This window comes from Shewanella mangrovisoli (assembly GCF_019457635.1).
GTDB classification, from domain to species: domain Bacteria; phylum Pseudomonadota; class Gammaproteobacteria; order Enterobacterales; family Shewanellaceae; genus Shewanella; species Shewanella mangrovisoli.
On sequence record NZ_CP080412.1, the window covers coordinates 3170142 to 3192859 of the forward strand.

Genomic DNA, 22718 nt, shown 5'->3' on the forward strand with positions numbered 1-22718 from the left:
CTGAAAAAACGGGGCTAAAAGCCCCGTCCATATTATCTGTCACTGTGTTCGCACAAAAGCCTTACGCCTTGTACTCAACCACTTTTTGATCGATAGCGCCAAAAATAGAAGTGCCATTATCATCGAGCATTTCGATGCGCACTGTGTCGCCAAAACGCATAAAGGGAGTCGATGCTTTACCGTCGGCGATCACTTCGAGCATACGTTTTTCAGCTAAGCAGCTCGAACCTGCACTGCGGTCATAGTTAGAAATCGTGCCCGAGCCAATAATCGCGCCCGCGCCTAATGGACGGGTTTTAGCAACATGAGAAACTAACTGACTGAAGTTAAAGGTCATATCTACACCGGCATTCGGGCGACCGAATAGTTCGCCATTTAGATGGGTGATAAGCGGCAAGTGCACCTTTGAATCTTCCCAGCGGTGGCCTAATTCATCTGGCGTGATAGCTACTGGTGAGAAGCTGCTCGAAGGTTTGGATTGGAAGAAACCAAAGCCTTTGGCCAGCTCTGCGGGGATAAGGTTACGCAGTGACACATCGTTCACTAACATCAACAGCTTAATATGAGATGTAGCATTTTCAACACTGACGCCCATAGGCACATCATCGGTGATCACGGCGATTTCCGATTCGAAATCGATACCCCAATCTTCGCTCGCTAGAGGGATATCCGCCTTTGGCGCGATAAAGCTGTCAGAACCGCCTTGGTAAAACAGCGGATCGGTCCAGAAGGTTTCAGGCATTTCAGCGCCGCGCGCCTTACGCACTAATTCCACATGGTTAACATAGGCGCTACCATCGGCCCACTGATAGGCACGTGGCAAAGGTGATAAACATTTGGCTTCATCGAAGGCTTGCGCGTTCGGTAATTTGCCTTCGTTAAGCGCATCATACAATTCTTGCAATTGTGGCTTGAGCAGATCCCAACCATCGAGTAATTGTTGCATCGTGTGGGCAATCGCGGGTACGGCAACCGTTTGAGTAAGATCGCGGCTCACTAACATCAGCTGGCCATCACGGCGACCATTGTTATAACTGGCAAGTTTCATATCTGCTCCTGTGCTTCTACGGCTCGGCGTACTGCGCTTTTATCTATTTATGGTTAGCCGATTCGCTCAGCTAACGGGAATGGGTGACAACGAGTGCGGGCAATCTAGCCTTTTTAGACTCGCCGTATAGGGTTTGCTGCGCGTAGAAATACCCGAAGCGACGGCGGATTCCTATAGCGTGAGCAAAATCACATTTCACCCTATTATTTCACATTTTGTAAACTAATCATTACGTTTCATACCCTGCTGCCGCTTGTCACTATTTCGCAGAACGATATGGTGAAAAAGTCGCCAACAAAGTGGAACGATACTGTTACATCCTAAGCTTAAAGCAAGATTACTTTGGCTTGGCTATCTTGTATTCCCTGAGTTTGTTGGCGATGGCCGTGTGGGACACCCCTAATTTTTTCGCCAATTGGCGAGTACTGGGGTAAGCCGGATATAAGCGGCGCAGCAAGCTGGCCTCAAACTGCTTCATCGCATCATCGAGATTGCCTTCGAAGGCATTATCGAAATAGCCAAAACCTTCGGCGTAGGATGGTAGCTTAAGTTGCTCAACGGTCAACTCGCCCGAACCATCCCACATAGATACAGCCCTAAAGACCGCATTCTTAAGCTGGCGCACGTTACCCGGCCAAGCGTAGGTTAAGAGATGATCGCGACATTGGGCCGAAATCCGTCTCACTGGGCTCGAGAGTTGCTGACTGTAATGCTCGAGAAACATCTCCGTCAGCGGAATGATATCGACCTTGCGCTCGCGCAGTGACGGAATGTGATAGCTAAGCACATGGATGCGATAGTACAAATCTTCCCTAAACTCACCGGTTTGGCAAAGCTCGGCTAAGTTTTTCTGGGTCGAGCAGATGATCCGCACATCGGCGCGAACTTCTTCGTCGCCACCAATGCGTCTAAAGGTGCCATCCTGTAATAACCTCAGCAGTTTAACCTGTGCCGCCTTAGACATTTCGGCCACTTCATCGAGAAACACTGTGCCGCCCTTCGCTTCTTCAAAAAATCCGCGCTTAATCACTTTGCCTTGGCTGACGTAGCCAAAGAGTTCCTCTTCGGCGGCGCTATCGGGCAGTGCCGCACAGTTAATGGCGATAAAGGGTTTCTCGCGGCGCATGCTGGCATCATGGCTGGCTCTGGCCATAAGCTCTTTGCCCGTACCAGTCTCGCCGGTGATTAATAGCGGCGCATCGAGCTGCGCCATCCGGCGAGCTTGTTTCAGCACTTCTTTCATCTTGTCGCTGCTGGCTAACACATTTTCAAAGCCCGCGGTTTGATTTTGCAGTGCATTGAATTGTTTACCGACCCGCGCCGGCGATTTAAGCGATACGACTGCGCCCACGAGGATGGTCTTATCATCCTCATCGGGTAAGTAAATCGGTAACATTTCGGCCAGATATTCGTTTTGGCCGATATTGACCCGCGCCGCCTGTGGCAAGACTTGGCTCTCACTGAGCCAGCGACTGAAGTTAAACCCTTGCACCCAATGGTTTAAGGACTCATCGAGCACTTCGTGCTCCCCCATGCCCATATTGAGTAGCGCCGACTCGTTGACGATACGAATGCGCGCCTTCACGTCGATGGAGAACACTGAGTCAGGGAGGGTTTTGAGTAGGGTTTTTAAGGCGTAGTGTTCCTGCTCCGAAGGCATAAACGACACTGTTCGCACATCGTGAACACTCTCCACTTTGCGGATCTGCGGCATCAAGGCACTTAAGGTATCAAAACTGACCTCGGCAAATTGCAGGTAGAGAAAGCCCTGGTTACTGGCATCGATGGCGATGAGATTAATGCCATAACGTTCTAACACGACTAAGATGTCTTTCGCTAAACCCACGCGATCTTGACAGCTAACTTCCAAGCGCATAATGACTGATATTCCCTATTTTGATTCGAATTTGGGGATAAACCGTGCAGAGCTATTATCTCGAGTTCGAGACCTCAAGCTTGGCCTCGTAAGACATTCGTTTGATGAAGCCTTCATAGTTTACGCAAACGTAAAAGGCAGGATTAATAGCTGGGCGTGTATACGTTAGAAGGTTACGCTCAAAGTGGCAAGTCTAGTTTACAGCGTATTTGTAACAGGAAGAAAAAATCAGCGCTTAGATACAATTAAAGCGCTGATTTTAAAATTGAATTTTTTAATCTAACAACTGGTCGGTCTTGGCTGCCATGATGAAGTCATTCTTATGCAGACCCTTGATTGAGTGTGACCACCAAGTCACAGTCACTTTGCCCCACTCGGTTAAAATGCCTGGGTGGTGGAATTCCTCTTCGGCCAGATCCGCTAGCTTATTGGTAAACGCCATCGCTAACTTAAAGTTTTTAAACTTGTAAATCCGTTCCAATTGCATGATGCCATCACGCACTTGCACGCCCCAGTCGGGGATCATGCGGATAAGTTCGGCCAATTCTGCATCGGTCACTTTCGGCGCATCGGCTTGGCAAGCTTCACATTTCATTTGGGTTAACGCTGTCATACATACTCCTCTTGGCAACATTAGGGGATCGATCCGTTGCCCTTATTACGCTTTATTCAATTCGTTTTTTAACGGTCAGCCATTAGCTGGCTTTCTTGGTCTTGGGCGGATACTTAGGGGCAAACAAGCCTAACTGACGCGCCTTAGCCACATAGGCCATGATGTCCATCTTGGCGATTTCATCTAGCATATCAATATGTTCAATCACATAATAAATCGGCTGCATAATATCGATACGATAAGGCGTACGCAGCACATCTAAGAGATCGAAGGGCTTACGCTCCGGCACTTGGCTTTCCATGGCATACAAGGTTTCGCCGGGAGAACTTAAAATACCGCCGCCGTAGATACACAATTCGCCATCTTGAGGTTTGAGTAAGCCAAATTCGACGGTAAACCAATACAGGCGCGCTAAAAAGACACGGTCTTCCTTGCTGGCATTTAAGCCCAATTGACCATAGATATGGGAAAAATGGGCGAAAGAAGGATTGGTCAGCAAGGGGCAATGGCCAAAGATCTCATGGAAAATATCCGGCTCTTGCAGGTAATCAAATTCTTCCTTGCGACGGATAAAGGTCGCAACCGGAAATTCCTTGTTGGCTAATAACTCAAAGAAGCGGCCAAAGGAAATCAAGGCCGGCACGGCCGCGGTTTTCCATCCCGTGGTGGCTTGCAATACTTTGTCTATCTCCGCCAATTGTGGAATGCGGTCCTTCGGCATCGCCAAGGCATCGAGCCCTTGGAGATATTCCTTACAGGCACGCCCCGGTAGGTTCACCGCTTGGCGAGCATATAATTGGCTCCAAATATCATGTTCTTCCTGCGGGTAATGGATATACCCTGAATCATCTGCACTTCGCGCAACATAGGGCGCGGTGTGCGCTATCTCTTTAGTCATAAAATTCACTTCATGGCTGACGCTAATGCCTCCATAGTGATCTAAGCCTCGATTTTTGTTAACTCCCTCATACTTTATTGTTTACGCGATAATGTGACGCAAACGTAAAGCAAATATTACAAAGCATTTAAAACTCTTGGTGAATCCAAATCGGATCTGAGCCTGACTGCTAGCAAACCTTGACACTGCCGCTCAAAAATGACGACGATAGACTGATAATATGCAGAAAAACCGACAAATTTCGATGTTTGCAAATGGCTTTTCTGCGTGGGTCATTTACAATATTGCCCAATAACCGCCTCTCCTTAATCTGAAGGTTCGCAATGAAACAACATCAAATTCGTAAAGCCGTTATTCCCGTCGCTGGACTTGGCACTCGTATGCTTCCTGCGACCAAAGCAATTCCAAAGGAAATGCTGCCCGTTGTTGATAAACCATTGATCCAATACGTGGTTAGTGAAGCCATTGATGCGGGGATCAAAGAAATCGTCCTCGTGACCCACGCCAGTAAAAACTCTATCGAAAACCATTTCGACACCAGTTTTGAATTAGAAGCGCAATTAGAGCGCCGCGTGAAGCGTCAATTACTCGAAGCGGTACAATCCATTTGCCCGAAAGACGTGACAGTGATCAGCGTGCGTCAATCCCAAGCCAAAGGCTTAGGTCATGCGATTTTATGTGCGAAATCCGTCGTTGGTGATGCGCCTTTCGCCGTGTTATTGCCAGATGTGATTATCGATGATGCCAGCTGCAACCTGAAAACAGACAACTTGGCCGCCATGGTGAGCCTGTTTGATGAAACCCAAGTGGGCCAAATCATGGTTGAAGGCGTGCCACATCATTTAGTGAACCAATATGGTATTGCGGATGTGAATGGCCACGATCTACAACCTGGTGAGTCAGAGCCATTGGTCGAACTCGTTGAAAAGCCACCGGTTGACGAAGCACCGTCTAACTTAGCCGTGGTGGGTCGTTACGTGTTGCCCGCGGCGATTTGGCCACTGCTGGCTAAAACCCCAGCAGGCGCGGGGGATGAAATCCAGTTAACTGACGCCATTGCGATGTTGATGAAACAAGAAACCGTAAACGCTTACTACATGCAAGGTAAGAGTCATGACTGCGGTAACAAGCAAGGCTATATGCGCGCTAACGTGGAATACGCCCTGCGCCACAGCGAAATCGGTGAAGATTTTGCACAATATTTAAAAACAGTAGTAAAAGGAATTAAATAATGACGATTTTAGTGACCGGAGGCGCCGGTTATATAGGCACTCATACCGTAGTGGAATTACTCAATGCGGGGAGCGAAGTGATTGTTTTAGACAACCTGTCTAATTCAAGCATCGAAGCCCTTAACCGTGTCGAGCGCATTACCAGTAAATCGGTCACCTTTTACCAAGGCGATATTCTCAACAAGGCCTTACTGCAGAAAGTCTTTAGCGACCATAACATCGATGCTGTTATCCATTTTGCAGGATTAAAAGCCGTTGGTGAGTCAGTCGCTAAACCGCTGAAATACTATGAGAATAACGTGACTGGCACCTTAATTCTTTGCCAAGTGATGGCAGAGTTTAAGGTGAAAAACCTCGTCTTTAGTTCTTCTGCTACTGTGTATGGCGACCCTGCCAGCCTACCGATTACCGAAGATTTTCCCACGGGCGCCACTAACCCCTACGGTCAATCTAAGTTGATGGTGGAGCATATACTGGCGGATTTACACCATAGCGATCCGAGTTGGAATATCGCCCGTTTACGTTACTTCAACCCTGTTGGCGCCCATGCCAGCGGCTTGATTGGCGAAGATCCTAACGATATTCCAAATAACTTGATGCCATTTATCGCGCAGGTAGCAGTCGGTAAACGCGAAGCGTTAAGTGTGTTTGGCAATGATTATCCAACCCACGATGGTACTGGCGTTCGCGACTATATCCACGTGGTGGATTTAGCCCTTGGACACCTAAAAGCCCTTGAAAAGCTGGCCACCAAACCAGGACTTGTCACCTATAACCTAGGCACAGGCCAAGGCTACAGTGTGCTCGATATGGTCAAGGCCTTCGAAAAGGCCTGCGGTAAGTCGATAGCCTATCAAATTGCGCCGCGCCGTCCCGGTGACATTGCCGCCTGTTATGCAAACCCAGATCATGCTAAAACCGATCTGGGCTGGCAGGCGACTCACAGCCTAGAAGATATGGCGAACAGCAGTTGGCATTGGCAATCAACCAATCCAAATGGTTATAAAGGCTAAGCGTCTAAATGGCTTGCGGTAACTCCCAAGCCATTTTTATTATCCCTTAATCACAACTAAACTCCGTAAGACCTATGACAGAAAGCATCAATCACAGCCGCCGCAATCTCTTTAGCCGCCGTAAATCCTCGGCCATTAGACCGCCTTGGGTGCGCGAAGGCATTGAGTTTACTGACGTCTGTACCCGATGCTCGGCCTGTATCACAGCCTGCGAAACTAAGATTATTTACAAGGGAGATGGCGGCTTTCCCGAAGTCTCCTTTAAGGACAATGAGTGCACTTTTTGTCGCCAATGTGCGAGCGTCTGCCCGGAAGAAAAGCTGTTTGATTTGACCCAAACTCCTTGGCAACACAAGGCAGTTATTCAAGATAACTGCTTAACATATCAAGGCATTTGGTGCCAAAGCTGTAAGGATGCCTGTGAGCCTCGCGCCATTAGCTTTACCTTAAGCGTGGGTAACGCGCCGATGCCAAAGATTGATAGCGAGCTCTGCACTGGCTGCGGTGCCTGTGTCGCCCCTTGTCCGAGCCAAGCCATCAGTGTTAAGCCTGTAGAATAACCCAATAATGTGAGTGTTACTGGGCTTCACAGCGTATTTAGGTTAGTATTTCACGGTCACTATCTCCTCTAATCATCTAGGTTTCTCATCAGCATGTTTGGCAAAAAATTCACCTTTACCCGAAGCGCCTCCCCTGCACTAAGCTTTATCGCCGAAGGGACTAAGCTTACGGGCAATATGGAATTTACCGGTGATGTGTTGATTGGCGGTGAAGTGCAAGGACAAATCCTGTCACAGGCCAATGTGATTGTAGAGCGGACAGGTAAGCTTCATAGCGAGGTTAAATGCCGTGAACTGATTATTGATGGCTACTTTAAAGGTCGATTGATTTGCGAGCGCTTAGTCATCCAAGGCCATGGTATTGTCGATGGCGATGTGGCGTGCACCTCAATGCAGATCAACGAAGGTGGCCAGTTTATTGGGTTAAGGATTAAGGAAGATCACCAAACCATCCATGCCCATCCGCTCCCCTCGCCCGGCTCTGCAAATGTATTACTGTCAACCTCTGCATCTATTGTGCAGGAGAGCCAAGACTAAGTAACAACGCTGGCTGCCTTTACTCTTGTTACATTCATGTCATTAGTTACGCATTTGTTAATTTAACGATTAGATCACAGTTAAGCCGTATGGCAACTGCTAACCTTGCCTATCAATAATGTCTGCATATCGGGCGCACAGGCAAGGCAATCCCCATGAGCAATCCCTTACTAAAACAAATCTGTGAACTCGACGTCTTTACCCTGCTCGTCTTTAAAAGCATTTTTGATACAGGCCATGCTAATAGTGCGGCTAAAGCGTTAAATGTATCGGCTCCTAAGATTAGCCGTTGCCTGAATGCCCTACGATTAACATTTAACGATGAGCTATTTTACCGCCGTCAACAGGGGCTCAAACCCACCCCTTTAGCCGAGAGCCTCTATTTTGCTATCTGCCAGTTTACCGATTCAGTATATCACTTAGAGCAATCTGCGCTACAAATTCAAAATGCAACCAGCCATGTTGAGCGGCCGCTACAAATAGCGGTGAGTAATGGGTTGCTGAGTTTTTTAGCGCCGCAGCTCAGTTCCCCCGAAGCCGTGGATGAGTTAGGGCAAGTCAGGTTACATAAATGGCAGGAAAACAGTGCCGAATTAATCCACGCCGGAGAATTAGATTTCGGGATCTCACTGGAGAATACAGAGAGCAAAGAGTTAACCGTCAGTCGCTTGGGTGGGATCTCGATGATTTACGTGGTCGCCGCTAAGCAGCATCCCATATGGCAAGTTCAAACCCATATTAGTCTAGAACAGATATGTCGCCATCCCTTCTTGTGCATTGAACTCAAAGGATTTAACAGCAGAATCGATCCTCTCGAGCTCTTCTGTCAGCGCCAAGGGATCTTATTGCCTTCGCTCGAAAAGGTACTCGATAGAGAAGAATGGTACGCTCATCTACTGACCATGCAGAGTGTGGCCTTCTGCTCAGGTATCGATATGCACACGGTCAAACATATGCCGGGGCTCAAATTAGCACCGCTACCGCTCACCGAACTGCATCGCCTGCACGATACTATTATGCCGCCACAATATTATTTAGTTGAAAAGCCTCGCAGCCACCGACGTTACAGCCCTGCCCAATGTGAACTCGTTGTCAGTTCTTTACTGACGGCGCTTAGCCAAACTTACGCCTAAATCCCCCATTATTGCCATGCCATTAGGTGCTACGCGCCTTGTTGCAAATCTGTTATAGAATGTTAAATCCCACCTAAAGAGGGATAAAGATTGACTCAACGCAAGAGTCATTTTCACGCCTTTTTACGGCCAGAAAACAAATGACATATAAGCTTCACCACTATCACCCGATAAAATTAATTGAAAATTAATCCACTTAAAACACTAAAACCAAAGTAAAAAATCTGCGAGGTATCTCATACATTTGCCAGCAAATTTCAACTTTTAAAATATTTATTTTCAGATTTTAGAATTGCCGTTTTGATGTGTTAAATCATCGTTCACATATCAGATACAAACTTGTAAATACCACTTTATAAGTAGGTGAATCGACCTATAGTAGAGTCACTGCACACGCAGTCTTATAGAAGAAAAAGGGACGCGATGATGAAAAACTACAATAAATCTCTACTGGCACTGGCGCTCACCAGCGCCTTGTGTCTAACCGCCTGCGGGGACGGCAAAGACGGGCAAGATGGTGCACCAGGAACCCCTGGCACACCAGGTACCCCCGGCACGCCAGGAACACCCGGACTTCCTGCAGGCTCATTTGCTAAAACCGCTGACTCCATTACTGATCTGAAATTCACCCTCAGCCCAGCAGACATTAAAGTCACCAGTAGCGAAGGCTTTAGCGTTAAGTTCAGCTTAACCGGAAAAAGCTCAGGCAAAGATGTGCCCTTTATGGGACTCGACAAAATTGCCCTCTATTCGTTAACGGCGAATGAAAACACCTCGGGCACGGGCGCTCCCATTGAATGGCAAAACAATGCCATGGCAAACAATGCGGGCACATCTTTAACTTGTACACTCAATGGCCTTAACGGTACTAAAAATGCGTGTACATTAACCGAAGACACTGCAAATCCAGGCACTTACACTGCCACTTGGACCTATGATGGCGCGGCGCCAATCATCAATCCAAATGACAATCCTAATGCAGTACACAGAGTCTTTTTACGCGCTTACAATATCGTCAACGCTGCGGGCGTAGCCTTGTCTGATAAGGTGCTCTCAGTACCTGTAGACTTTATCCCAGCAACCGATGAGTTAGCAGCATCAGGTAAAGACACAGTATCGAGCGCGGCTTGTAAAAACTGTCACGGTGAAGTGGATGGCCATATCGCGAAGATTGAAGCCCACCATAACTACCAAGACGTTAAAAACTGCGTAACCTGCCACAACCCAGACCAAGTGCCAAGTGATGCACAACTTGCTGAAGGTTGGGTATTCGACTTTGCACCTATGATCCACCGTATCCATGCGGGCGAACATAATGCGGACTATCTGTCTGGCGAAGCCAAAGAATACTTCGGTGAAATTGGTTTCCCATCAGACTTGAAAGAATGTAAGTCTTGTCACGATGGTGAACCAAGCTATAACACCAATATCTACGCTCAGGCCTGCGTGGGTTGTCATATCAATGTTAACTTCGCAACCGGTGAAAACCACTCTGAGTTTGGTTTAGCTCAAGCCGATGACACTCAATGTAAATCCTGTCACGGTAGCGGTAGCTTAACGCCAGAAGCAGTCCACAGTGTCGGTAAACGTGCTGAATACGCGTCATTAATGACTGTCGACTTTACCAGCGCAACACTAGGCACTTCAGCAGTCGCGGGCATGCAAAGTCTAACGCTAAAAGCTAACGTCACACTCAATGGCGCTGCCATTGCCGATGGCACTAGCCTGAAAACCTACAATGCCACCAGCAACCCAACAGCGATACTTGCTGCGAACGGTTTGCTACTGGGTAATGTGGCCACCGATGGCACTGTATACTCATGGCGTGACGTTAAACCTACTGCCGTTAGCCTGAAACTGGAAAACGGTACCCTGTCAGGTGGCGTATTAACCTTCGTGAAAGACATCCCTGATGCACAAGCAACTGGCACTATCTACGTCGGTTCTGAAGCCAACTTCTGTGCCAAAGCGGGTAAAGTGGTTAGCTGTAATACTGAAGGACTTGAATATGGTCCAACTAGCCCAGTAGGTAACACTTCTGCAGTGAAATTCTTTAACTTAAGCGGCGGTACACCTGCGGTAGCCCGTATGAACGACCCAGCTCGTATCACAGTTGAAGAAGCGAAATGTAACGCATGCCATGGTAGCTTAGACTATGCAAAAGGCTACAGACACGGGGTTTACACCTTCGATCAATGTATGAACTGTCACAACGATACCACTGGCGCTTCTGGCCATGGTGCGACAGGTTACAAAGGCGAAGATGGCAAGTTAGTTGTGAATCCAGACGTCACCTTTAACAACAAAGACCTATTCACCGTTGCTCACCGTTTCCACAGTGGTAACTTCGGAGTTGTCGAAGGCATCTTCCGCAATGCAGCAGGCGAATTAGAAGGTTATCCATCACCAGAAACCGCATGTTCAGCCTGTCACAAAGATGGTGCAACCCTGTTCGCAGCTGACGGTGGTTTAACTTCTGGCAAACGTGCTATCAAAGTGGGCAGCAACTACATTAGCCCTGTTGCTGAATCATGCCGCACCTGTCACGCTCACTCAGATGCAGCAGCCGTAGCTCACTTTAGAAGTAACGGTGCGATTGTCGAAGCGGATGCTGTGACCGATCCTAACCTACCAGTAGAATCATGCGCGACCTGCCATGCTGAAGGTAAAACCTATGGCATAGATAAGGTACACGCAGAGGTAGCACACTAGTACTAGTACCTTCGGGTTGCCCCCTGCACAACCCGAGTCTCCTCTCTGCAACTCATTGGGGCTCCTTCGGAGCCCCTTTTTTATGAGTAGCGATTAATTCGTTGTCGTATCAACTTGAGTCGCACTTTGTACGATGCGTTGCTTTAACAGCTTAATAAATTCTCTCGGGTCACGGTCTAAACTGTCGTGGGGAATATAAAGATGATAACCAAGGTGAGTATTGAGCATCACGCAGCGATGACCAAACATCGCTAATACCCCACGGTAGCGATCGCCATCGACCACTAAAGGACTAAACTCGGCGCCAAGGTAGGTTTCTAAGGTTGCCAAATCTTCCTGCTGTGAGGCTGCTGTCACCAGTAATGGCCGCTGCTCAGTCAATAATCCCGCCGCAAGACGCAATGAAATGTTATCGAGGATAGGATTCAACTGTTTGAGCTTAATGCCTATATAGGAAAGCTCAATGGTATCAACACCCTGAGTAACTCGTGGAATATCTACCCGTTGAATATTGCTCCAGCTTACCGCCACTTTGCCGCGGCGATGAAAATAGGTCAGCCCCTGCTCATCCATGCTCAAGGTGGTCTCAGGTTCATACACCTTTGCCAAGCCCAATATCAACGCAATCGCACCTAGGCTGAAAAACAATAAGCCCACGGCAAATAGCTCAGGAAATAGCACAAATAACCCAAAACCTAAGACAAAGGCGCTAGCACCCACTATCGTTAAGGTTAAACCATTACGTTTTGATAGCGGGCGAACCGAGACAACATCGGACTCTTGCGTCATATTTTTATCCCTGTTTTATCCAGAGCCACAAACGGCCTATGTATTCATGTATCGCCCGTTGCGAGGCGAGTAAGTTATCCGCAGTCAAGCGCCAGTAGAAACCGTCTCTTGCCCTAAAATCCGTCGGCGCGGCGCTCGCCGTTAATCCTTGACCACTAAAGATCGCCATCGACCTTGGCATATGGGAAGCCGAGGTAACTAATCGCACGGCTTGATCACCAAAGTGTTCTTTAAAATAGTGCGCCTCTTCAATCGTGTCGCGCGGGAGGGGTAATTGAACGATACGAGTCGCATCAACGCCGAGTTCAACCGCCGCCTTGGCCATCACTTCGGCATGGGGGCGCTGTGTTAGCTCGCCCTCCCAACCACTGACCACTAGGGTGCAGTCTTGCCCTAATTGGAGTTGCCTCAGTCCTTCCGTTAGCCGCGCTAAGGCAACCGCAGACAAGGATTGCACCGCTGTTGCACCTTGGATATCGGAGTGAGCAGAGCCCAGCACCATCACCACACAGGTACCCGCAATAGGAGTGGAGTTAATGGGATATTTAGCCTCGAGCGGTTTAACGAGATAGTCGACACTCAATTGACTGCTGAGCACTAAGAGCAGCGAAAACGCACCGCCAATCGCCCATTTTGCTAACCTAGGTTTGCGCCAAATCAACAAAGACAGCAGTAATAACAACAGGATAAATGGAATTGGCATGATTGCCTGAGAGACAACTTTCTTAACCCAAAACATGCGTTAGTGCCCAATGGTTCAAAGGAGCGCAATCATAACATCAAAAGAAAGCAAAACGCATCGCCAAGGCGATGCGTTGTCACGAGGGAAAACCTAACGTTACTGGGTTATTTTTCCCATAACCAAGCGGCGCCGCGCACACCCGAAGAGCAGCCATAAAGGTTCTGTACGACAGGCGTTCGACACTCTCTTCCCACAACATAACGAGTTAATAATGCAGGTAATCTTGGATAAATCGCCTCAATATTAGACATGCCACCGCCGAGGACAATCGCATCCGGGTCGAGCATATTAATCACATGGGCGAGTGAGCGCGCGAGTCTGTCCATGTAACGGTCAAAGGCCGCGATGGCCATTTCATCACCCGCATCGACTAAGGCCATGATCTCAGTGCCAGATTTGGCGGGCGCAGCTTGGACATTCACCGCACGGCTGAGAGCCTCGTTGTAATCGCGAACAAAGCCGGTGCCAGAAATAAAGGTTTCGATACAATCGGGATTACCGCAGAAACAACGGGTAGTATTAAACTCCTCCTTGGTCATCCAAGGCAGCGGGTTATGGCCCCACTCGCCGCCAATACCGTTACCACCCGCGTGTACTTTGCCGTTAATGGCCACACCCGCGCCGCAGCCCGTGCCAATGATCACCCCAAACACCACAGATTTACCCGCAGCAGCGCCATCCACGGCTTCGGATACCGCAAAACAGTTGGCATCGTTAGCGACTCGCACTTCACGGCCAAGCAGCTCCCCCAAATTCACATCGAGGGGATGACCGTTGATCCAAGTCGAGTTGGCATTTTTGACTAATCCTGAATAGGGAGAGATGACTCCCGGGATACCCACGCCAACAGTGCCCTTTTCACCTAAGGTCGCTTCGGCCTCATTCACTAAATCGACGATGGCATTCAGTGTGCCCTGATAATCCCGAGGGGTATTGATACGCTTACGAAAAAGTTCATTACCTTCCTCACTTAAGGCGACGAGTTCTATTTTTGTGCCACCTAAATCGATGCCCATGCGTATCATGAATGACTTACTCCACTGTTATTCGACCAAGGCATCAGTACTGACGCCCTTGGCATTGTTCGTTATTCTGCCCAGCCTGGCGCCGTGGCAATAAAATAAGGGTTTAATATGTCAGGTTTTTGATTGTAGGTTAAGGGTAAACCTGAGTCATAACACACCACTTTGCCGCCTGCGCTTTCCAGTACGGCCTGCGCGGCTGCCGTGTCCCATTCGCTCGTAGGCCCCAATCTTGGGTAGAGATCGGCCTTGCCCTCTGCCAACATACAAAACTTCAGCGAGCTTCCTACGCTTAACATCTCGTGTTGACCGAAATCCTTTAAATATTCCGCCACATCAGGGCTTAAATGCGAACGACTGCCCACCACAATCGGTACTTGTCTTGGCATATTACAGCCCTGTAGCACTAGCTCTTGTTGCCCATCTTGTCGCCAAGCGCCTAAGTGTTTGGCGCCAAAATAAACGGTATTGAGCACAGGCGCATAAACCACACCAGCAATAGCAACTCCTTGATGGATAAGCGCAATATTGACGGTAAACTCACCATTTCGCTTAATAAATTCCTTAGTGCCATCCAAAGGGTCAATCAGCCAATAGGTCTGCCAGTGCCGACGTTCATCCCAGGCAATATCCGCCGCTTCTTCCGACATCACGGGAATACCCGCAAATTGCTCGGTAAGCAGGGCTAAGATAACTTTGTGAGCCGCCAAATCGGCCGCAGTAACTGGGCTCTCATCACGCTTTTGCGTAACGGCAAAATCCTCTTGAGCATAAATCGCCATGATGGCGTCGCCTGCCGCATGGGCAATCTTTACCACCCGTAGTAAATCGGCCTTCGAAAAATGCGCTGCCATCGCTGTATTATCTGTCACTTAGCCACCTATATTCGATTTGCTTTTTGGCATTATGCCATCGGCAGCAATTGATAATTAAGAACGAATTCATCATTCATCGAGCAAAATCGACTAAGGCACTGACGAATTCAGTCAGGCGCAAGGCTTAGGCCACGGGCATAAATGCTAAATAAGTCGAGTCTAAGCCAAGCAGGATACGCTGAAAAGAGTCATTGTCTAGGCTGCATTCGTATTCACAGCCTTGAAAATAAAACAGGTTGGAGAAATAAATCAGTAGCTTGGGTGGAGCGCTTCTGACATACAACTTATCTTGTATTCAAAAGATCTGAACGTCATTCACAACCACTTATGGTTAGAGATAATGGCTAAAGGCCTTTTGCGGCATAATCTTCAAGCATGGCCTTAAGCTGCCATCGCCAGTCACGCCACAGCTCGGGGCAATGGGTTAATGCCGAATTTTGCCCAGTTAAGCGCTGGCGAACTTTATCACTATTTAACGCGCTGTAACTGGGTCTGGGAGCCAGTTTATTGCCTTTCTCAAGCGCTTTTGCCGCATAACTTAGGCTATCTATGGCGCTAATCGGCACCGCTTTATCTAATAACTTCAGTGCCAAGGCTTGGCGCTGGATTTCGAGGGCAAAATCATACCAACTGCATTGTCCCTGCCCGGCATAATGGAATAGTCTAGATCCGCAACCGACGTTTAACGGACTCGCTATTAACTGCCAAATAAGATGCGCAAGCGCATCTGCCCATGTCGGTGAACCTATTTGATCGTTTATCACTGAGAGCGGCTGACCATCGGACATAGAGGCCATCAACCTCAGCATGGTTTTCACAAAATTATGCCCATCAACACCGTACAGCCATGCGGTGCGGATAACTATTGCGTGCTCAGCCAAGATACGCAGCACCGCTTGCTCACCCGCAAGTTTACTCTGGCCATAGACAGATAAGGGCGCAGGCGTGGCGCTTTCGGTTAACCCGCGTCCAGTTAAGCCACTTTCAGTTAAGCCGCTTTCAGTTAAACCACTATGGGTTAACCCGCTATTGGTTAAGCCGTTCTGATTTAACGCCAGTTCATAAGCCACCGTTGGCTCGCCGCTAAATACATAATCACTGGAGATATGCACCAAACGCGCGCCCGTGAGCACACATTCGCTTGCCAATAACTCAGGCCCAAGGCTATTGACACGATAAGCCTCATCGGCCGCCGTTTCTGCCCTATCGACCGCATTGTAGGCGGCGCAGTTAATCACCCAGTCAGGTTTAAAGCGGGCAAAGGCAGCGGCAACGCTCTTTTTATCACCAATATCTAACTGGGCATGGCTAAGCGCGTGCACTCGAAAGGTGCGGCCATCGAATCGACAAGCAGCCTTGGCAAGCACTCGTAATAGTGCTTTCGACAGTTGGCTATCTGCGCCAGTCAACAATACTGTTACTGTCGATTCTGGCTCGCCATTAGGCGCATACATCGCCTTGTTATCCTTTCGCATTCTTAACGTCGGCGCCTCAAGCGATATCGTCGCTAAATAGCGGCATTAAATCGGCAACGCTTTGATGCCCCCGCTGAGCTAAGAAGTTAAGCAGTGCCATCGGTGAGCGATTAAGCAGCTTATCCTTTGGATAATCAACCGCTTCTATAATACTTAAGGCACGGTCAAAACCGCCAAGACTAAAAGCCACATGGGAATCCGAGCCCATCACTAAGGTGGCCCCCAATTCTTTTGCCGCTTTGGCAATCGCGGTGCAGTTAGCTTCGCTGCCCTTGCGAGAAACTTCAAAGGAGGAATTATTGATTTCAAGCGCCACCCCATATTCGGCGGCAGCGGTGACGACAGCTTCAATATCAATGGGATAAGCAGGATTACCCGGATGGGTAATAATATCGACCTTGCCACTTTTAATGGCATTAATCATCGCCTCTGTATGGGTGGCCTTATCCGAGGGCGGAAATACTGGCTCATGGAACCCTGCCAACACGATATCGAGCTGAGACAGATAATCGCCAAAGTAATCGATTTCACCTTCGCGGTTTTTAATATTGGCCTCGATGCCGCGTAAAATCCCCACGCCATCAACCATACGCGGGAGCACGCGTAAATTCACAAAATGCCAAAAATGCGGTGCATCCGCCATCGCCGGGCCATGGTCGGTTGTGGCAAACAGACGGATCCCCTTTTGCTTCGCCACCGCCAAATAATCGTGGATAGTGCTATAGGCATGGGTAGATGCCACGGTATGGGTATGGGTATCGACTGGGTACTGCATGGGTCACCTCTGTCTTGTCACTCTTGTGTTCTGACTATTGTGTTCTGTATGGCGTTAACCATTAGTCGGTTAACGTTTCTTAAGCTCTGTTAGTGGAATAGCGAGAGCAATTCATCTGCACTGCCGTGCCACGCACCTTTGCCTTTTCCTTCGAGAATACTATCCGCTAAACCTTGCTTATGCTGCTGCATTTCTTGGATTTTCTCTTCGACCGTGCCTTCGGCAATCAGCTTGTAGACGAACACTGGGTTTTCTTGGCCAATGCGGTGTGCCCTGTCCGTCGCTTGCTTTTCTGCCGCCGGATTCCACCAAGGATCGTAATGGATAACCGTATCCGCCGCAGTGAGATTAAGCCCAGTGCCACCAGCCTTTAAGCTGATTAAAAATACCGGCGTATCGCCTTCTTGGAACTTATCAATTTGCCCCTGACGCAGCCGAGTTTGCCCCGTCAGTTTGCTGTAGTCGATGTCAAGGGATTGCAGCAATTCCTCAATTAACAGCAACATACTGGTAAATTGGCTGAAGATTAAAATCTTGCGACCTTCCTGCACCATTTCCGGCAGGTTTTGGCTCAGCCAGTTTAGCTTGGCATTATTTTTAACCTTTTGCGCCTGCTCGAGTTTGACTAATCGCGGATCGCAGCAGGCTTGGCGCAATTTGAGCAAAGCATCTAAAAACTCGATATGGCTGCCCGCCACGCCTTGGGTTGCAAATAATTCTCGAATTTTTTTCTCCATACTCAGGCGAATACTTTCGTATAGATTACGCTGATCTTTCTCAAGCTCTAGGGTTTGGTAGATCTCGGTTTTAGGCGGCAGCTCAGTCACCACCTCGGCCTTGGTGCGCCTTAACACAAAGGGGGCGATGCGTTGACTCAACACCTTAGCCTGCTCGCCATCGCCATAACGCTCAATCCGATAGCGAAACGCCTTATTGAAATAGGCCGTTGTTCCCAAGAGTCCCGGTAAACAAAAATCCATCAATGACTTGAGTTCACCTAAATGATTCTCAAGGGGGGTACCGGTAAGGCAGAGTCTAAAGGGCGCTTGCAACGCCTTAATTTGCTGGCTCACTTTGGCTTGGGCGTTTTTAATCTGCTGCGCCTCATCGAGCACAATATGCTCAAATGCTTGAGCCTGATAATAATCGTAATCCCGCACCATAAGGGGATAGGTTGTGACAACGACATCAAACTCGCTTAATCGCGATAGCAGCGGCCCACGCTGCGCGCCATGGATCACCGCCAAGGTTAATGACGGCGCAAACTTGGCCGCCTCCTTCGCCCAGTTTCCCACTAAACTGGTTGGGCAAATAATCAGGCTCGGCAGTCTTGGCTGCCCAACGGATTTTGCCTCCTGCTGCTTTAACAGAAATGCCAAGGTTTGAATGGTTTTCCCAAGCCCCATATCGTCGGCTAAGATGCCGCCGAGTTGATATTCCTTTAAAAAACAAAGCCAATTTAAGCCCTGCTGCTGATAAGCGCGCAGCTGCGCATTCAGTCCTGTCGGCGCGCTGACCGCAACCACACCATTAAATTCGGCTAACTTTGTCGCGAGCTGACGCACCCTTTCACCATTGAGCAGGCTAATCTCGCTTTCGGCTAACTCATTGAGTAAATGCGCACGGTACTTAGGTAAGGCGATACTCTGGCCGCGATGCTGCTCAAACAACTCTTGAATAATGCTCATTAAAGGCTTGATAACACTGGCCTTAATTTTAAGCCATTCGCCAGAGGGGCTGGGTAGCAATAACTCGGCATCATCAGCCGGCTCACCATGTTGTTTTAACCAAGTGGCCACCAGCGGCAACATAGGTAAGCGTTGGCCATTGATATCGGCATGTAACGACAGAGAGAACCAGCCCTCTTGACTGTCATCCAGCTCAACCGTTAACGGCGTATCGACCACCTTAAGGCTAAACTCTGGGGCAAATCGCACCTCTATACCTTGAGTTTGTAATTTTGGGACTTCTTCATCGATAAACGCTAGCCATTCCCGAATCGCATCGGGCAAGTTGCCTAAGCTCCAGAGGGAAGCCCCATTTGCTGCGCCCTCCAAGCTAAAGCGGCTAAAGCCAAGGGTTTGCAACTTTGACACGGCTTGCTGCTCTTCTTCAAGCGCACGGTTAATTTGATAGGTGGTTCCGCCCTGAGTCACCAGAGTTAATGCTTCTTTGGCGGCATTGCCACTTAAGGCGAGATCCCCGTAGACAAACTCCAGCGCGAGATATGGCTGGGCGATGCGAGTATCCAGCACAGACGACTGATTGCTGCTAGGCATTGTGCCTGCGGGGACAACCTTAAGCGTCAAACGAAGCTGCAACTTATCTCTCAGCTCGACAAAATCGATGGCACTTGGCGGCGGCACAGTGCGCGCCGAAAAATGCTTGATCAGTCTATGGCTCACCAGTTCAACCTGGGTGCTCGGCACCGGCGGCATTTGGCTGAGTAGCCGCAGCTTATCGACGCTGATATCGGTATCGATAAGGCCGATGTGAAAATAATCCAGCTCGATATAGTAAGGCGGCTCTGTCGGCACTAGTTCCCAGTTATCCCGCTCGGGCAAGACTAGGCGCATTTGCTTGTGTTCGCTGTCGATATCCTGCCAGAGAAATTGCGGTGTAATGGCCTCGCCCGCGGTTAATGCGAGGCGGCTCTCCTCCCAGAAGCAGCGTTCGGTAGCGAGCATTTTCTCAATGGCTACCGCCCCTAATTGCGCCTTAAGATACAGGCGCGATGCGCCGTGGCGTCTGGTCGACATAATAAGATTTAAGATCAGCACATCCTCGGCGCCAATCCAAGCGGGCATATAATACTGCACGTCCGAGAGCGCAATCTTAGTGCCCTTGTTGTAACCGCCCTTCTTGCCAAGCTTGCCGCGTCTCAGCTCAATAAACACCCCGTTATCGTCCTTTGAAAGGATATACAACACCCTGTCATCGTAGAGGGATTCGACATCATTCACATTGGGATCATCGGCTTCATCGAGTAGGTGCAACCACTGGGCGATACGTTGATCTTCAACGGTTTTATCCGTAAGCAGACTATAGAGCACCGCGGCCATGTGCTTACAATTGCCGCTGGCAGGGCAGGAGCAAAAGCCATTCATCACGAGTTTATGATTGACACTGACTAGACGAATATCCTGACGATAGGGCGTGGTTTCCGTGCCAGTGACTGTGCCTTCGATATGGCGAAAATCGGCATTGGCTTTCGCGCTTAACACCCTCCCCTGCATCACATAATCACGGGCGCGCATCAGTGTCGGCGGCGTGAATAAGGACTCAATAGCCGTTTGAGTCAATTGGATTGGCTCTTGGGGGGACAAGCGATTCATCTGCAAAACCTTGAAACTCAAAAATACCTCGACGGACAATAACCCATGATTGTCTAAGGCATTTATCAACGTGTAAGGGAGAATTGTATTGAAACCGAATGGGGAAAGCCAGAATAGGACTCACATACGAGAGCCGGATAACATACCCGCAGGGCTCGCCTGCGGGTCGTTAGCTCACGCAAGCTTAGGCTTGGCTGCGCTTTTCGGCGATATAACGGTCAACTAATTTTTCTAGAATATCTAAGGGAACCGCACCATTTTTTAGCACCGCATCGTGAAAATCCCGTAAATCGAATTTATCACCTAAGGCTTGTTTGGCTTTTTCCCGCAGTTCGAGAATTTTCATCATGCCCACCTTATAGGCCGTCGCTTGGCCGGGCATAACGATATAACGCTCAATTTCGGCGGTCACGTCGCGATCGGACATACCGGTGTTTTGTTTCATATAGTCAATGGCTTGCTCGCGCGTCCAACGACTATGGTGGATACCCGTATCGACAACCAGACGCACGGCCCTAAACAGCTCCGCCTGTAAGCGACCAATATTGTCGAAGGGATCTTGTTGAAAACCGAGTTCCCAGGCTAAACGCTCAGAATAGAGCGCCCAACCTTCGATATAGGCCGTAAAAGGCGCCATCTTACGGATCAACGGTTGCCCTTCAAGCTCCATCGCCACCGCGATTTGGAAGTGATGCCCAGGGATCCCCTCATGGTAAGCCAAGGTACGCATGCCGTATTTAGGCGTCGCTTTGATGTCGAACAGGTTAGCGTAGAAACGCCCCGGACGACTACCATCAATCGCTGGTTGCTGGTAATAAGCGCCCGGTGCAGTTTTCTCTTTAAATTCAGGAATGCGCACCACTTCCATCCCCGCTTTCGGACGAATACGGAAGGCATTGTCTAAGCCCGCATTCACTTCATCGAGGATTTTTTGGTAATCCACTAAGATCTGCGCCCGGCCCGCATCTGAGTCTTCATAATAGAACTTAGGATCGGCGGCCAGCGCTTCGATTGCCACCGAGAATCCTTGGCTGGTGTCGTATCCCTGCGCGGCCAAAATCGTCATGATTTCGTCCTGAATACGGCTCACTTCGGCTAATCCCTTGGCATGGATTTCATCGGCGCTGTAATTTGTGGTGGTAAAAAACTTCAGCAACTGCTCGTAGGCCACATCGCCATTCGGCAAGGCCCAATAACCATCGTCCGAGCCTGCTTTAGTCTGTAATGCCGTGAAATAATCGATAAAGAGTCGATATGCCGGTTTAACGTCGGACTCGATATTGGCTTTTGCCTGAGCAAGCAAACGCGCCTGCTCATCGGCACTGATTTGCGTGTCGGCAAGCTTAGTCTTAAAGGAGCTGTAGAGAATATTGTCTTCGACGGGTGCATTGATGAAGTCATTCATCTCGGTTAGCACCCGCTCAATCACAAACTTAGGCGGAATAATGCCCTTAGCTTCTCGAAGCTTTAATCCTTCCAAGGTTTGGCCAAATTTGGTCTTCACCGCAATTAAGCGTGATAGGTAGTTTTCGGCATCTTCAACCGAGTGCACTTGGTGCTGCGCCTGCATAAAGCTTGGATAACCATTTTGCACACCAAACAGCTGATTGACAGGATAATTGTGGTAACGATAGGGTTCAGATGCCAAGGCAAAATCTGCCAAATACAGTGCGATGTCCTTGGAAATGCGCTGATTATCATCCAGATCGGTATCTTGGTAGCTGAGTAAGGTATCCCTTAGGGCACGGACTTGGGTAAAGGTTTTATCCATGGCCGCAGGGCTATCATCGTCGAGCAAGGCATTGTGGCCAGTGATACCAACGGATTCTAAAAATCCCAAGGAGGTTAAAGTCTCGGGGCTTTCGAATGCCATTTTGACCATGCTTCTATCTAAAAATGCACGGAAGAAAAAAGGCTTTTTCGCAAACCATTCATGGGCGGCGAGCGCCCCGAGCAACAGCACTAAGGCGAGAGTGCTCAGTCCAATTCGTTTTAATACCGTTTTCAATATTCACGCTCCTTGTCATTGTCGGGACCATGCGCCCAAGATAATTTGGCAGCGAGAATATCACCATCACAGTTA

At 48.9% G+C, this 22718-nt stretch carries 18 protein-coding genes; 6 read left to right on the top strand and 12 right to left on the bottom strand.

The features are described from left to right. Window positions 1-61: 61 nt before the first annotated feature. From K0H60_RS13995 to phhA, 4 genes are all read right to left on the bottom strand, one after another. The gene (locus K0H60_RS13995; protein WP_220056107.1) at window positions 62-1048 is read right to left on the bottom strand and encodes a fumarylacetoacetate hydrolase family protein; all 987 of its coding nucleotides are present in this window, start codon (window positions 1046-1048) and stop codon (window positions 62-64) included. Between the two features lie 337 nt (window positions 1049-1385). Continuing rightward, entirely contained in the window at window positions 1386-2924 is a 1539-nt protein-coding gene (tyrR, locus tag K0H60_RS14000) for a transcriptional regulator TyrR (protein ID WP_011717658.1), read from the bottom strand. A 274-nt stretch (window positions 2925-3198) separates the two neighbouring features. Next, a complete protein-coding gene (locus K0H60_RS14005) occupies window positions 3199-3537 on the bottom strand; it encodes a 4a-hydroxytetrahydrobiopterin dehydratase (protein WP_220056108.1) in 339 nt (112 codons plus the stop codon). Between the two features lie 82 nt (window positions 3538-3619). Then, complete coding sequence (phhA, locus tag K0H60_RS14010; RefSeq protein WP_220053469.1) at window positions 3620-4435, bottom strand: phenylalanine 4-monooxygenase; 816 nt, start codon at window positions 4433-4435, stop codon at window positions 3620-3622. Window positions 4436-4758: 323 nt separating this feature from the next. Here phhA and galU point away from each other — a divergent pair, with 323 nt between their 5' ends. The 6 genes from galU to K0H60_RS14040 all read left to right on the top strand — a co-directional run bounded on the left by galU (window position 4759) and on the right by K0H60_RS14040 (window position 11622). Further along, window positions 4759-5667, top strand: coding sequence for a UTP--glucose-1-phosphate uridylyltransferase GalU (gene galU / locus K0H60_RS14015; RefSeq protein WP_011717661.1), 909 nt, complete (start codon window positions 4759-4761; stop codon window positions 5665-5667). After that, a complete protein-coding gene (gene galE, locus K0H60_RS14020) occupies window positions 5667-6680 on the top strand; it encodes a UDP-glucose 4-epimerase GalE (RefSeq protein ID WP_220053470.1) in 1014 nt (337 codons plus the stop codon). The genes galU and galE overlap by 1 nt, the downstream gene beginning before the upstream one ends. Before the next feature lie 74 nt (window positions 6681-6754). Next, window positions 6755-7240 carry a ferredoxin-type protein NapF gene (gene napF / locus K0H60_RS14025; protein WP_220056109.1) on the top strand — a complete coding sequence of 162 codons (486 nt, stop codon included), beginning with the start codon at window positions 6755-6757 and terminating at the stop codon, window positions 7238-7240. A gap of 93 nt (window positions 7241-7333) precedes the next feature. Then, the gene (locus tag K0H60_RS14030) at window positions 7334-7777 is read left to right on the top strand and encodes a bactofilin family protein (protein ID WP_220056110.1); all 444 of its coding nucleotides are present in this window, start codon (window positions 7334-7336) and stop codon (window positions 7775-7777) included. 155 nt (window positions 7778-7932) lie between these two features. Then, window positions 7933-8910: a LysR family transcriptional regulator gene (locus K0H60_RS14035; RefSeq protein ID WP_220053473.1), complete on the top strand. Its 978-nt coding sequence runs from the start codon at window positions 7933-7935 to the stop codon at window positions 8908-8910. A gap of 423 nt (window positions 8911-9333) precedes the next feature. Continuing rightward, window positions 9334-11622 carry an OmcA/MtrC family decaheme c-type cytochrome gene (locus K0H60_RS14040; RefSeq protein ID WP_220056111.1) on the top strand — a complete coding sequence of 763 codons (2289 nt, stop codon included), beginning with the start codon at window positions 9334-9336 and terminating at the stop codon, window positions 11620-11622. A 93-nt stretch (window positions 11623-11715) separates the two neighbouring features. Here K0H60_RS14040 and K0H60_RS14045 read toward each other — a convergent pair whose 3' ends face one another. From K0H60_RS14045 to K0H60_RS14080, 8 genes are all read right to left on the bottom strand, one after another. Further along, window positions 11716-12411 carry a DUF2982 domain-containing protein gene (locus K0H60_RS14045; protein ID WP_220056112.1) on the bottom strand — a complete coding sequence of 232 codons (696 nt, stop codon included), beginning with the start codon at window positions 12409-12411 and terminating at the stop codon, window positions 11716-11718. 4 nt (window positions 12412-12415) lie between these two features. Further along, window positions 12416-13114 carry a YdcF family protein gene (locus K0H60_RS14050; RefSeq protein WP_220056113.1) on the bottom strand — a complete coding sequence of 233 codons (699 nt, stop codon included), beginning with the start codon at window positions 13112-13114 and terminating at the stop codon, window positions 12416-12418. 143 nt (window positions 13115-13257) lie between these two features. Next, window positions 13258-14178, bottom strand: coding sequence for a fructokinase (gene mak, locus K0H60_RS14055; protein ID WP_011623368.1), 921 nt, complete (start codon window positions 14176-14178; stop codon window positions 13258-13260). Between the two features lie 62 nt (window positions 14179-14240). After that, a complete protein-coding gene (cysQ, locus tag K0H60_RS14060) occupies window positions 14241-15047 on the bottom strand; it encodes a 3'(2'),5'-bisphosphate nucleotidase CysQ (RefSeq protein ID WP_220056114.1) in 807 nt (268 codons plus the stop codon). Between the two features lie 347 nt (window positions 15048-15394). Continuing rightward, window positions 15395-16504 (bottom strand): SDR family oxidoreductase, encoded by a 1110-nt coding sequence (locus tag K0H60_RS14065; protein WP_220058174.1) that lies wholly within the window; start codon window positions 16502-16504, stop codon window positions 15395-15397. A 37-nt stretch (window positions 16505-16541) separates the two neighbouring features. After that, complete coding sequence (locus K0H60_RS14070; RefSeq protein ID WP_220056115.1) at window positions 16542-17300, bottom strand: phosphatase; 759 nt, start codon at window positions 17298-17300, stop codon at window positions 16542-16544. A gap of 89 nt (window positions 17301-17389) precedes the next feature. Beyond that, on the bottom strand, window positions 17390-20635 hold the full coding sequence (locus K0H60_RS14075; RefSeq protein ID WP_220056116.1) for a DEAD/DEAH box helicase: 3246 nt from the start codon (window positions 20633-20635) through the stop codon (window positions 17390-17392). A 184-nt stretch (window positions 20636-20819) separates the two neighbouring features. Further along, window positions 20820-22643: a DUF885 domain-containing protein gene (locus K0H60_RS14080; protein WP_220056117.1), complete on the bottom strand. Its 1824-nt coding sequence runs from the start codon at window positions 22641-22643 to the stop codon at window positions 20820-20822. Window positions 22644-22718: the final 75 nt, after the last annotated feature.

Excerpts from the sequence above, each read along its gene's own strand:
- K0H60_RS14035 (WP_220053473.1), top strand. The coding sequence starts at position 7,933 with ATGAGCAATCCCTTACTAAAACAAATCTGTGAACTCGACGTCTTTACC.
- tyrR (WP_011717658.1), bottom strand. The coding sequence starts at position 2,924 with ATGCGCTTGGAAGTTAGCTGTCAAGATCGCGTGGGTTTAGCGAAAGAC.
- K0H60_RS14050 (WP_220056113.1), bottom strand. The coding sequence starts at position 13,114 with ATGCCAATTCCATTTATCCTGTTGTTATTACTGCTGTCTTTGTTGATT.
- K0H60_RS14070 (WP_220056115.1), bottom strand. The coding sequence starts at position 17,300 with ATGCAGTACCCAGTCGATACCCATACCCATACCGTGGCATCTACCCAT.
- K0H60_RS13995 (WP_220056107.1), bottom strand. The coding sequence starts at position 1,048 with ATGAAACTTGCCAGTTATAACAATGGTCGCCGTGATGGCCAGCTGATG.
- mak (WP_011623368.1), bottom strand. The coding sequence starts at position 14,178 with ATGATACGCATGGGCATCGATTTAGGTGGCACAAAAATAGAACTCGTC.
- K0H60_RS14030 (WP_220056110.1), top strand. The coding sequence starts at position 7,334 with ATGTTTGGCAAAAAATTCACCTTTACCCGAAGCGCCTCCCCTGCACTA.
- K0H60_RS14065 (WP_220058174.1), bottom strand. The coding sequence starts at position 16,504 with ATGTATGCGCCTAATGGCGAGCCAGAATCGACAGTAACAGTATTGTTG.
- galE (WP_220053470.1), top strand. The coding sequence starts at position 5,667 with ATGACGATTTTAGTGACCGGAGGCGCCGGTTATATAGGCACTCATACC.
- napF (WP_220056109.1), top strand. The coding sequence starts at position 6,755 with ATGACAGAAAGCATCAATCACAGCCGCCGCAATCTCTTTAGCCGCCGT.
- phhA (WP_220053469.1), bottom strand. The coding sequence starts at position 4,435 with ATGACTAAAGAGATAGCGCACACCGCGCCCTATGTTGCGCGAAGTGCA.
- K0H60_RS14040 (WP_220056111.1), top strand. The coding sequence starts at position 9,334 with ATGATGAAAAACTACAATAAATCTCTACTGGCACTGGCGCTCACCAGC.
- K0H60_RS14075 (WP_220056116.1), bottom strand. The coding sequence starts at position 20,635 with ATGAATCGCTTGTCCCCCCAAGAGCCAATCCAATTGACTCAAACGGCT.
- K0H60_RS14045 (WP_220056112.1), bottom strand. The coding sequence starts at position 12,411 with ATGACGCAAGAGTCCGATGTTGTCTCGGTTCGCCCGCTATCAAAACGT.
- K0H60_RS14005 (WP_220056108.1), bottom strand. The coding sequence starts at position 3,537 with ATGACAGCGTTAACCCAAATGAAATGTGAAGCTTGCCAAGCCGATGCG.
- galU (WP_011717661.1), top strand. The coding sequence starts at position 4,759 with ATGAAACAACATCAAATTCGTAAAGCCGTTATTCCCGTCGCTGGACTT.